The organism is Pseudoalteromonas sp. BZK2 (genome assembly GCF_014349195.1).
GTDB classification, from domain to species: Bacteria; Pseudomonadota; Gammaproteobacteria; order Enterobacterales; family Alteromonadaceae; genus Pseudoalteromonas; species Pseudoalteromonas simplex.
The window spans coordinates 1-12,116 of sequence record NZ_JACSOG010000062.1 but is presented as its reverse complement, the minus strand read 5'-3'; the positions used below and the strand labels follow the sequence as shown (position 1 = coordinate 12,116).

The 12,116-nt window shown below is 43.1% G+C and carries 11 protein-coding genes; 4 read left to right on the top strand and 7 right to left on the bottom strand.

All coding sequences use genetic code 11. From position 1 onward, the window contains the following. Positions 1–186 (top strand): hypothetical protein (locus BIZ38_RS21725; RefSeq protein ID WP_222938099.1); only part of this gene is annotated, 186 nt, incomplete at its 5' end. 99 nt (positions 187–285) lie between these two features. Here BIZ38_RS21725 and metH read toward each other — a convergent pair. From metH to metA, 3 genes are read right to left on the bottom strand one after another with little or no spacing between them, the layout of a single operon-like run. After that, complete coding sequence (metH, locus tag BIZ38_RS21175) at positions 286–2,916, bottom strand: methionine synthase (RefSeq protein ID WP_187491236.1); 2,631 nt, start codon at positions 2,914–2,916, stop codon at positions 286–288. Between the two features lie 9 nt (positions 2,917–2,925). After that, entirely contained in the window at positions 2,926–3,993 is a 1,068-nt protein-coding gene (locus BIZ38_RS21170; RefSeq protein WP_187491235.1) for a homocysteine S-methyltransferase family protein, read from the bottom strand. Beyond that, on the bottom strand, positions 3,983–4,930 hold the full coding sequence (metA, locus tag BIZ38_RS21165) for a homoserine O-succinyltransferase (RefSeq protein ID WP_062566720.1): 948 nt from the start codon (positions 4,928–4,930) through the stop codon (positions 3,983–3,985). The genes BIZ38_RS21170 and metA overlap by 11 nt, the downstream gene beginning before the upstream one ends. A gap of 246 nt (positions 4,931–5,176) precedes the next feature. On the opposite strand from metA, the gene ettA reads away from it, so the two are divergent. From ettA to BIZ38_RS21150, 3 genes are all read left to right on the top strand, one after another. Beyond that, positions 5,177–6,853, top strand: coding sequence for an energy-dependent translational throttle protein EttA (gene ettA / locus BIZ38_RS21160; RefSeq protein ID WP_187491234.1), 1,677 nt, complete (start codon positions 5,177–5,179; stop codon positions 6,851–6,853). A 111-nt stretch (positions 6,854–6,964) separates the two neighbouring features. Further along, positions 6,965–7,330 carry a PilZ domain-containing protein gene (locus tag BIZ38_RS21155; RefSeq protein WP_054554294.1) on the top strand — a complete coding sequence of 122 codons (366 nt, stop codon included), beginning with the start codon at positions 6,965–6,967 and terminating at the stop codon, positions 7,328–7,330. A gap of 53 nt (positions 7,331–7,383) precedes the next feature. Continuing rightward, positions 7,384–8,292 carry a histone deacetylase gene (locus BIZ38_RS21150; protein WP_187491233.1) on the top strand — a complete coding sequence of 303 codons (909 nt, stop codon included), beginning with the start codon at positions 7,384–7,386 and terminating at the stop codon, positions 8,290–8,292. An 82-nt stretch (positions 8,293–8,374) separates the two neighbouring features. Here the strand turns inward: BIZ38_RS21150 and cyoE are convergent, their stop codons facing one another. The 4 genes from cyoE to BIZ38_RS21130 all read right to left on the bottom strand — a co-directional run. Continuing rightward, positions 8,375–9,259, bottom strand: coding sequence for a heme o synthase (gene cyoE / locus BIZ38_RS21145; RefSeq protein ID WP_062566718.1), 885 nt, complete (start codon positions 9,257–9,259; stop codon positions 8,375–8,377). Between the two features lie 142 nt (positions 9,260–9,401). Beyond that, on the bottom strand, positions 9,402–9,761 hold the full coding sequence (gene cyoD / locus BIZ38_RS21140; protein ID WP_187491232.1) for a cytochrome o ubiquinol oxidase subunit IV: 360 nt from the start codon (positions 9,759–9,761) through the stop codon (positions 9,402–9,404). Then, complete coding sequence (gene cyoC / locus BIZ38_RS21135) at positions 9,761–10,396, bottom strand: cytochrome o ubiquinol oxidase subunit III (RefSeq protein ID WP_054554290.1); 636 nt, start codon at positions 10,394–10,396, stop codon at positions 9,761–9,763. Before cyoC ends, cyoD begins: the two co-directional genes overlap by 1 nt. Further along, a partial coding sequence (locus BIZ38_RS21130) for a cbb3-type cytochrome c oxidase subunit I (RefSeq protein ID WP_187491231.1) occupies positions 10,393–12,116 on the bottom strand: 1,724 nt, incomplete at its 5' end. The genes cyoC and BIZ38_RS21130, both read right to left, overlap by 4 nt.

Genomic DNA, 12,116 nt, shown 5'->3' with positions numbered 1-12,116 from the left:
AATCATTTTGAGGGATTAAACCTGTCGCTACCTGCGTTAAAAATTTCTGATTTAGAACAACTAAATAACGAAATTTTTGCCTTGTTATCAACGAGGTTTCATTGCCTCAAAATAGACCACTTTATTAAGCGAATTGGTATAACTTTAACACAAATATTTAAATTAGAAGGAATTTGCCAGTATTAAAGCAATTAAAAAGAAAAAAGTATGATTAAAAATAGGCATAAAAAACGAGCCATTTGGGGCTCGTTTTTAATTTAAACAAAAGCTAATAACTAAAGGTTATTATTCTGGTTCATAGCCCAAATTAGGCGACAACCAACGCTCAGCTTCTGCAAGAGTCATGTTGGTACGCTTAGCGTAATCTTCAACCTGATCTTTTTGAATTTGCGCCACTGCGTAGTACTTAGCTTCAGGGTGAGAAAAATACCAACCAGATACCGCCGCACCCGGCCACATTGCATATGAACTTGTTAGCTTCATGCCGATACGCTGTTCTGTATCAAGTAACTGCCAGATTTTCTTCTTCTCTGTATGTTCAGGACAAGCAGGGTAACCTGGCGCTGGGCGAATACCTTGGTAGTTTTCACGAATAAGTTCATCGTTCGATAGGTTTTCATCGACCGAATAGCCCCAATACTCTTTACGTACTTGCTCATGCAGGTACTCAGCAAATGCCTCAGCCAAGCGATCTGCTACGGCTTTAACCATGATCTTATTATAATCATCTTGCTTAGCATCGAAGGCATCGGCAAGGTCGTCTTCTTCAAGACCACCAGTAACCGCAAACGCACCAAAGTAATCAGGGGTACCTTTAGGCGCAATATAATCAGCTAAACAGTAGTTAGCAAATTCGGTTTTTTCAGTTTGTTGGCGTAAATGACACGATGTAGTTAAAAGCGTTGTACGCGACTCATCGGTGTAAATCTCAATGTCATCCCCTACTCGGTTTGCAGGGAATAAACCAATGACACCTAAAGGTTGCAGCGCACCTGATTGCTCAAGCTCATCAAGCATTGCATTAGCATCAGCGAATAAGCTTTTAGCCTGCTCACCTACAATTTCATCTTCAAGAATACGTGGATACTTACCAGCGATTGACCACGTCATAAAATAAGGTGTCCAGTCGATGTACTGCCTTAACGTCGCAATCGAAACATCTTTAAACTCAGTCACACCCAGCTTTTTCGGCACAGGTGGCGTGTAGTTGTCCCAATCGAGTTTTACAGCGTTGTCGCGAGCACGCTGTAAAGTAACGGGTTTTGAGCGCGGCTTTTTACGTGCTTGTTGTTCACGTACTTTTTCATACTCAGCCTTGGTTTTCTCTAAAAATGCCGGCTTTAACTCTTTTGACAATAAGTTAGAAACCACCCCAACAGCGCGGCTGGCGTTATTGACATAAACCACACCTTTATCATACTGAGGCTCAATTTTAACCGCAGTATGCGCTTTAGAGGTTGTTGCACCACCAATCAGTAACGGTAATTCAAAACCACGACGGGTCATTTCTTTCGCAACATGCACCATTTCATCAAGTGATGGGGTAATAAGCCCTGATAAACCAATAATGTCGGCTTTTTCGTCAATGGCGGTTTGCAAGATTTTCTCTGCCGGCACCATCACACCAAGGTCGATAACCTCGTAGTTATTACATTGCAGTACCACGCCTACAATATTCTTTCCAATGTCATGTACGTCGCCCTTAACGGTTGCCATAACCACTTTACCATTGGTTGCGCCCTCTTCTTTTTCAGCTTCAATGAAAGGGTCAAGATAGGCAACGGCGCGCTTCATCACACGAGCTGACTTAACAACCTGTGGTAAGAACATTTTACCCGCGCCGAATAAGTCGCCTACAACGTTCATGCCGTCCATAAGTGGGCCTTCGATCACTTCGATAGGCTTAGCTTTGCCCTTGCGGCACTCTTCGGTATCTTCGTCGATGTACTCGGTAATACCTTTAACTAATGCATGTTCAAGGCGCTTTTCGACAGGCCAAGTACGCCACTCTAAATCTTCTACTTTCTCTGCTTGCGCCATACCAGAGTATTTTGGTGCAAGTTCAACAAGTCGTTCACCGGCACCTGGGTCGGTATTGAGGATCACATCTTCTACAGCTTTACGCAGCTCTTCGGGAATATCGTCGTAAACCGCTAATTGGCCCGCATTTACAATGCCCATGTCCATACCCGCTTTAATCGCATGGTATAAAAACACAGAGTGAATAGCCTCACGTACTGGGTTGTTACCACGGAACGAGAACGACACATTCGATACACCACCCGACACTTTACAGTGCGGTAAGCCTTGCTTAATTCGGCGCGTACCTTCAATAAACTCAACAGCGTAGTTATCGTGCTCTTCAATGCCCGTTGCGACGGCAAAAATGTTCGGGTCAAAAATAATGTCTTCTGGCGGAAAGCCAATATCATCAACGAGTATTTTGTAGCTACGCTGACAAATCTCGAACTTACGATCAGCGGTTTCTGCTTGCCCAGTTTCATCAAACGCCATTACAACCGCAGCAGCACCAAAGCGTTTAATTAACTTAGCTTGGCGGATGAACGGCTCTTCACCTTCTTTAAGTGAAATTGAGTTAACAATGGCCTTACCTTGAATACACTTTAAGCCTGCTTCGATCACGTCCCATTTAGATGAGTCGACCATGATAGGTACTTTTGAGATATCAGGCTCTGAGGCAATTAAGTTTAAAAACTTTACCATCGCCGCTTTCGAGTCCAACATGGCTTCATCCATGTTGATATCAATTACTTGCGCGCCATTTTCTACTTGTTCACGGGCAACATCGAGAGCGGTCTCGTAATCTTCTTCCATGATCAAGCGCTTAAACTTAGCCGAGCCTGTTACATTGGTACGCTCACCGACGTTAGTAAATACAGCAATTTGGTCAGTCATGTCGGTTTCCTAGTTTAAGTTACACGCTTCAAGGCCCGATAAGCGCATACGCACTTCAAGCTCAGGTAATTGGCGAGGTTTAACACCCTCAAGGCCTTTCGCAAACGCCTTAATATGAGCCGGTGTGGTGCCGCAACAACCACCTACAATATTGATAAAGCCAGACTTGCCCCAATCAATAATTTCTTTTGCCATTTCAGGAGCTTCTAAATCATATTCGCCAAACTCGTTTGGCAAACCTGCATTTGGGTGCACCGAGGTAAAGGTTTCACAAACGCGCGATAACTCTTCAACATATTGGCGCAGTAAGTCAGGGCCAAGGGCGCAGTTAAGGCCGATTGATAGCGGTTTAATATGGCGAATTGAGTTATAAAATGCTTCTGTGGTTTGCCCTGATAAAGTACGACCAGAAGCATCAGTAATGGTGCCTGAGATCATCACAGGTAAACTACGACCAGCTTGCTCGAATGCTTCTTCTACAGCAAACGAAGCCGCTTTTGCATTAAGGGTATCAAAGATGGTTTCTATTAAAATAAGATCAGCACCACCTTCCATTAATGCCAGTGTTGACTCAACATACGCAGCCACCAGCTTATCAAAGTTGATATTACGATAACCTGGGTCATTTACATCTGGTGAAATCGAACAGGTTTTTGACGTTGGCCCAAGTACACCGGCTACATAACGCGGTTTGCTAGGATCCTTTGCTTCAAGTTCATCACACACGCTGCGTGCAAGTTTCGCTGACTCGAAGTTGATTTCGCGGCTAAGGCTCGCCATGTCGTAATCTTCCATCGAAATAGTCGTGGCATTAAAGGTATTCGTTTCGATAATATCGGCACCGGCTTCTAAGTAAGCACGGTGAATATCAGCAATGATTTTTGGCTGAGTCAGGCTTAATAAATCGTTATTGCCTTTAATAAGTACATGCCAGTCTTTAAAGCGCTCACCGCGATAATCCTGTTCTTCTAATTTATATTCTTGGATCATGGTGCCCATCGCGCCATCGAGGATTAAAATTCGCTGTTTTAGCGCCTCGGTTAATTGTTCGCGTTTATTCACTGCATTACTCGGCATAGTTGTTAGTCCTTACATCTTGGCTAACTAAGTTAATATCATACGGTGTAGTTTGGTACACATAATAGTTTAACCAATTCGAAAACAATAAAAAGGCATGGCTTTGCCACGTTTTCGACGGTTCGTTGTCTGGGTTATCGTCAGGGAAGTAGTTTTCTGGCTTAGGCGCATCCGCTGATTTTTCTTGGTCGCGTAAATACTCCCCTTTTAAAGTATGAGCATCGTACTCTGGATGGCCAGTAATATACACTTGGCTGCCTGATTTATTTTTAATTAAGTAGGCACCTACTCGCTCTGATCCGGCTAACACCACCAGCTCCTCGCAGGCATTGATCTTATCGATATCAATATGACCATAACGAGAATGTGGCACTAAAAAGGTATCATCAAAGCCACGCGTTAGCGCTGCATGGTCAAAATAGCTTTTATGGGTAAATACGCCACTGAGTTTGTTTGGTTTCAGATCACGTTTGAGACCATAGTGGTGATAAAGCCCAGCATGGGCCGCCCAACACGAAAACAGCGTAGACGTCACATGCTGCTCTGCCCAATCTAAAATAACTTTTAGTTCGTCCCAGTAAGCAACTTCGTCATACTCTAAATGAGCAAGCGGCGCGCCCGTTATGATCATCGCATCGTAGTTATTATCTTTCACCTCTGAAAAATAACGATAAAACGTATCCATGTGCTGCTCAGAGTTACTACTGGTGCGATGGGTATCTAAGCGCAACAGCTCAACATTAACTTGCAGCGGTGAGTTTGCTAACAAGCGAATAAACTGCACTTCGGTTTCAACTTTGTTTGGCATTAAGTTTAAGATGGCCAAACGCATTGGGCGAATTTCTTGCGTTTTAGCACGACTTTTTGGCATTACAAACACGTTTTCTTGACGTAACTTTGCAATGGCAGGCAATTCATCTTTTACTGTAATGGGCATAGCTGGCTCCGAGCATACTTATCTGACTGCTAATTATGAACGGATAGTTAGAAATTTCAACCTCTAGATGTTTAGATGTCTAAATGAAATGGTGTTTCTGAGTGGTCATTAATTAAAATGTATGACTCTTTGAGTAAATAACACCTTGATATTAAGCCTATCATAAACGCTGAATTCTGTATTTTGAGGTAGTTTGGGTATACAATACTTACTGTTAATTTTTCTTATAAATTGAAGGCTCCTTTCATGGTGTTACCAGATAAGTTTATATTCTCGATGAGTCGAGTTTCTAAGGTTGTGCCACCTAAGCGCACTATCTTAAAAGATATTTCTTTACACTTTTTCCCAGGCGCAAAAATTGGTGTGCTAGGTCTAAACGGTGCAGGTAAATCAACGTTACTTCGCATTATGGCTGGTGTTGACCAAGACTTTGAAGGTGAAGCTCGCCCTCAACCAGGCACTAAAATCGGTTACTTACCGCAAGAACCTGTACTAGACGAAAGCAAAACAGTTCGCGAAACAGTAGAAGAAGCAGTAAGCGAAGTTAAAAATGCACTAAACCGCCTTGATGAAGTATACAACGAGTATGCAATGGACGGTGCTGACTTCGATGCACTTGCGAAAGAGCAAGGCGAATTAGAAGCTATCATCCAAGCGCACGACGGTCACAATATCGACAACGTGTTAGAGCGTGCAGCTGATGCATTACGCCTTCCACCTTGGGATGCAAAAATTGAACACCTTTCGGGTGGTGAGCGTCGCCGTGTTGCGATCTGTCGTTTACTACTTGAAAAACCAGATATGCTTATTCTTGACGAACCTACCAACCACTTAGACGCTGAGTCAGTTGCTTGGTTAGAGCGCTTCTTACACGACTACGAAGGTACCGTGGTTGCTGTAACCCACGACCGTTACTTCTTAGATAACGTAGCAGGTTGGATTTTAGAGCTTGACCGTGGTGAAGGTATTCCTTGGGAAGGTAACTACTCATCGTGGCTTGAGCAGAAAGATTTACGTTTACAACAAGAACAGAAATCTGAAAAAGCACGTCAAAAATCAATCGCACAAGAACTTGAATGGGTTCGTTCAAATCCGAAAGGCCGTCAAGCTAAGTCTAAAGCACGTATGGCACAGTTTTCTGAGCTTCAGCAAAACGATTACCAAAAGCGTAACGAAACGAATGAACTATTCATTCCACCGGGTCCACGCTTAGGTGACCAAGTTATCGAAGTGAAAGGCCTGAAGAAGAGCTTTGGCGACCGTGTATTAATCGATGACTTGAACTTTGCAATGCCGAAAGGCGCTATCGTAGGTATTATCGGTGCCAATGGTGCGGGTAAATCGACGCTATTCAAAATGCTAAGTGGTGAAGAAACGCCAGATAGCGGTGAGATCATTGTTGGTGACACTGTTGAGCTTGCAACGGTTGATCAGTTCCGTGGCGACATGGACGAAAGCAACACGGTTTTCCAAGAAATCTCTAACGGCCAAGACGTATTAAAAATTGGTAACTTTGAATTCCCAAGCCGTGCCTATGTTGGCCGCTTTAACTTCAAAGGTAACGACCAACAAAAATTCGTTAAAGACCTATCAGGTGGTGAGCGCAACCGTTTACACCTAGCTAAGCTATTAAAAGCAGGTGGTAACGTATTACTACTGGATGAGCCAACCAATGACCTAGACGTTGAAACACTACGTGCACTTGAGAACGCTATTTTAGAGTTCCCTGGCTGTGTAATGTGTATCTCGCATGACCGTTGGTTCCTTGACCGTATTGCTACACATATTCTTGATTACCGTGACGAAGGCCAAATTAACTTCTTCGATGGTAACTACACAGAATACGAAGAGTGGTTGAAGAAAACCTTAGGCGCCGAAGCAGCACAACCTAAGCGTATCAAATACAAAAAATTGGCTAATTAGCTGATACTCAAAAAGCCCCTACTTAGGGGCTTTTTTGTTGCAGTAAGCTTTACTATCACTCACTCCATTATGATCTATACTTATTAGATCACTAAAGTTGGAGATACAGCTATGAATGAACGCAGAGAGTTTTCGCGGGTATTATTTTCTTGCCCTGCGGTCCTTCGTATCGAAGATAACGACTATCACTGTCAGTTACTTGATTTATCTTTGCAAGGTGCGCTCATTACTAAAAGTGATTCATTTTTAGTGCCTATTCATAGTAAAGCTGACTTAATCTTTACCCTGCCAGAGTCAACTATCGAGATTAAAATGCAAGTGGAGCTGTGCCATGTTGAGCATCAGCATGCAGGCCTTCGCTGCGAACATATCGATATTGATAGTATAACTCACTTAAAACGATTGATTGAGCTCAATCTGGGTGATGAAGCATTATTACATCGCGAATTAGCTCATTTAATTCACGCACCAGAGTAAACTTTTGTCGGTAGATTCGTTATGCTGTAGCAAATTCAGCTATTCAATGAGCTATGCAGTTAAATCCCCACTTACCCTTGGTGTATCATCCAAATTACTCGTTTAGTTTCGATCCTAACCATCGCTTTGTGATGAGTAAGTTTGCTTATTTATATGAGCATGTACAAAACCTTGGATTAATAAATGACAACCTAACTCAACCGATGCTTGGCAGCCCTGAGCCCCTTGAATTAGTGCACTGCGAAAACTATATCCACGACCTTTGGCACAACCGCTTAGATGAAAAAGCGATGCGCCGTATTGGCTTACCTTGGTCAAAAGAGCTGATGGCACGTACCTTTACTGCGCCTCTAGGCACCTTACAAACAGCACGTTTAGCACTTAAACATGGCATTGCTTGCCACTTAGCGGGTGGCACTCACCATGCCCATACTGATTTTGGCTCAGGCTATTGCATGGTAAACGACCTCGCTTTTACCAGCGAAACTCTGATAAAAAGTGGTGAAGTAACCAATATACTTATTTTTGATTTAGATGTTCATCAAGGTGATGGTACCGCAGCAATGCTGGCGCATCAGCCCTATGCTTATACCTGCTCTATTCACTGTGAAAAGAATTTTCCGTTTCGAAAGTCGGCCAGCGATTTAGACATAGGTTTAGCGCCGAATGTCGCTGATAGTGAATACCTAGGCGTTGTTGACGATACGCTGAGTTATTTATTAAACACCCTAAACCCAGATTTAGTGCTTTATGATGCAGGTGTAGATGTATGGCAGCAAGATGGTTTAGGGAAACTTGATATAAGCTGGCAAGGGATAGCGCAACGCGACCATTTAGTCCTCAAGCGTTGCCTTGAGCACAATGTACCTGTCGCAACAGTTATTGGTGGTGGTTATGATAAAGACCATCGCCGTTTAGCGGTTCGCCATGGCATTGTGGTAGAGCAAGCTGCTCGATTTTAAAAAATAACAAAGAAAAAAGGCCCGGTGGAGAAAAAACCGGGCCTTTGCTACTGTAACATTGGGATATGTTAGCAACTTTTTTCTAAGTTAAAACAAGTAGCTGTGGAGCTACCGAATGGTAATCTAAAGCCATCGCTATGCTCAAAACCGTGATGTTTACAATTGAAAAAGCAAATACTTGGCGCGCCCAGCCGCTTACATCAATATTTCGACGATAGCCACGAAGCGCCATTAGCAACCACCAAAAACTCGTTGTACAGGCTACAGCCATAAAGGCTAAACCTGTATAACCACTAATGGTTAATAACATCACAACCAACGCATACACGGCGATATATAAAACAATGTGATGCTTTGCCTTCTCGATCCCCTGCGCTACTGGTAACACAGGAATTCTGGCCGCTTGGTAGTCGTTATAACGAAAAATTGCAATTGCATATGAATGAGGCATTTGCCATAGACTAAACATAACCAATAAAATCACAGCACCAGCATCAAACTGCCCAGTTACGGCACAATAACCCACTACAGGTGGTACTGCGCCAGATAAACTTCCTACAAAGGTGCCGTACACAGAACGACGTTTCATATATAAGCTGTACACACCTACGTAGATGACGTAACCAAAAGTAGCAAATAAGAGTGCCACTACGTTGGTATACACTGCTAATAATCCGAAACCAATAACACCAAGCACGATGCCATGTGCCATAGCCGCCTTTGCTGACATTTCGCCAGTCACTGTGACGCGTTTGCGAGTGCGCGCCATAGCAACATCAATATCACGATCAATTACGTTATTGATCGCGCATCCTGATGCCACTACTAAAGATAACCCTAGTAAGGTTGCGATCATTAACCATGGGTCAACATCACCACGAGAGGCTAGCAAGAATCCCCCCGCGACAGAGATCAAATTGCCCATGATAATGCCAGGTTTAGTGACATTTAAATAACGTCGAAACACTTCCTCGACTCCTCTAATTTTCAGCACAAACGCAATATTACGAAAGAAACTAGTTAGTAACAGACTGTGAGAACTGGAGACACAACCTCAGACTAACCAGCTCCTCTCGTAAATCTTTTTACCAATTACCAAGTAATTGTTATTAGTACATCATCATGGCGTTCGATTCGTAGATGATCCACACCGACAAACCAACCACCATTACAATGATTAAAGCACTAAAGATAAACGACAATGAACTTGCTTTGCCGTCTTCAGTTTTGAAGTTTAGGTGTAAGAAATATTTCAAATGCACCCAAATTTGCACAATCGCCATGCTCACGATGCACCATACAGTGGTCGTTTTAGAAAACGAACCACTCATCACAGCCCAAAATGGAATAGCCGTTAAAACCACTGACAGTAGAAAACCAATTAAATAGTCTTTAGCGCTGCCATGTGATTGATCATTATGTGCATGAACTTCTAAGTTATTAATTACATGTGATTCACTGTGACTCATTACATTGCTCCCATTAAATAAACAACGGTAAATACACAGATCCACACCACATCTAAGAAGTGCCAGAATAAGCTTAAACAACTTAGGCGTGTCACTGTTTGTGGGTTTAAACCACGGCGCACAACTTCAATCATCAGGACAGTCATCCAAATAAGACCCGCTGTAACGTGAAGACCATGTAAGCCCACTAAAGAGAAGAACGATGTTAAAAAGGCACTTTGCTGAGGGCCATTACCGTGCGCAATTAGGTGATGAAATTCGTACACTTCCATACCAATAAACACTGCACCAAAGGCAAAGGTAACCAGCAACCAAGTTAACGTAGCCGCCTTTTTCTGCCCGTGAGCAGAGATCATCGCAAAGCCAAATGTGATACTACTAAGTAGTAGAGCTGCGGTTTCAACCGCAACAAAATCAAGTTCAAAAATATCTTTACCCGACACACCGCCAGCAGTGTTCATGAACAATACTGCGTAGGTTGCAAAAAATGATGCAAACAACAGACAGTCAGTCATAAGATAAAGCCAGAAACCAAATACGGTGTTACCACCTGTATCGTGGTGCTCATGGTCGTGTGCATCAACATGACCGTGTGCGCCGTTTAAGGTGTCGAGTCCTGCAGAAATGCTACTCATGCATTCACCTCCTTAGTAGCGGCTGTGTTATGAGCCGTTTCTAGTTCAACAATTTCATCTGGTTGCACGTAGTAATCAACATCGCTGGTGTAACAACGTTTGATGAACACCACGATAGCACCCAGTAAACCAAAGGCTGCAAGCCACCAAATGTGCCAGATCATGGCAAAACAGAAGGTTGTTAAAGCTGCGCTCATTAATACACCTGCCGATGTATTTTTTGGCATATGAATTGGGCTATAAGAGGCTTCTTGCTTGTAGGCTAAGCCTTTTTCTTTCATGTCTGTCCACGCATCGATGTCATCAACATGAGGGATTTTCGCAAAGTTGTAGTACTGTGGAGGTGAAGCAGATGCCCACTCAAGGGTATGACCATTCCACGGATCGCCCGTTGTATCATCAAGTTGCTCGCGGTTTTTGAAGCTCACTACAAGTTGTACAACTTGGAACAAGATACCGAACATAATGATCACCGCACCGCCAGCTGCAATGTATAACCAAATGTTCCAATCAGGGTTGTTTGTGTGGTTTAAGCGACGTGTCATACCTAAGAAACCAAGTACGTATAACGGCATAAATGCCACGAAGAAACCAATTAACCAGCACCAGAAAGATCGTCTGCCCCAGCTCTCGTCAAGTTTGAAGCCCATTGCTTTAGGGAACCAAAACGCAAAACCAGCTAAATAACCAAATACCGCACCGCCAATGATGGTGTTATGGAAGTGAGCGATTAAGAATAAGCTGTTATGTAATACGTAGTCAGCACCAGGAATAGCAAGTAACACGCCGGTCATACCACCGATAGTGAACGTCACCATAAAACCTAAAGTCCAAAGGACAGGCACAGTAATACGTAAACGACCACGATACATAGTGAATAACCAGTTAAATAACTTAACCCCGGTCGGTACCGCAATAACCATGGTCATAACACCAAAGAAGGCATTAACGTTAGCGCTTGAGCCCATAGTAAAGAAGTGATGAAGCCAAACGATAAAACCTAAAATCGAAATTGCACCGCTTGCATAAACCATCGACTTATAACCAAACAGGCGTTTACCAGCAAACGTTGAGATAACTTCTGAGAAAATACCGAACGCAGGTAAGATCAGAATGTAAACTTCAGGGTGACCCCATGCCCAGAATAAGTTGATGTACATCATCGCGTTACCACCTAATTCATTCGTGAAGAAGTGGAAATCGAGATAACGATCAAGCGTTAACATAGCCAGTACAGCAGTTAAAATTGGGAACGATGCTGCAATTAAGATATTCGCCCACGTGCATGCCCAAGTAAAAATAGGCATTTTCATTAATGTCATGCCTGGTGCACGCATTTTAAATACAGTCGCTAAGAAGTTTACCGATGTTAATAAGGTACCCAAGCCGGATATCTGCAAGGCCCATATATAATAATCGACCCCGACACCTGGACTGAATGACAACTCTGACAACGGTGGATATGCCACCCAACCCGTTTTCGCAAACTCACCAAAGAATAATGAGATATTGATTAGGATTGCACCGCCAGCAGTTAACCAAAAGCTGAGGTTATTTAAGAATGGGAATGCAACATCACGGGCACCAATTTGCAGAGGTAAAATGATGTTCATTAAACCAATCATAAACGGCATCGCCATAAAGATGATCATGATCACCCCGTGTGCCGTAAATATTTGGTCATAGTGCTCTGGTGGTAAGTAACCACTTGCATCGCCAG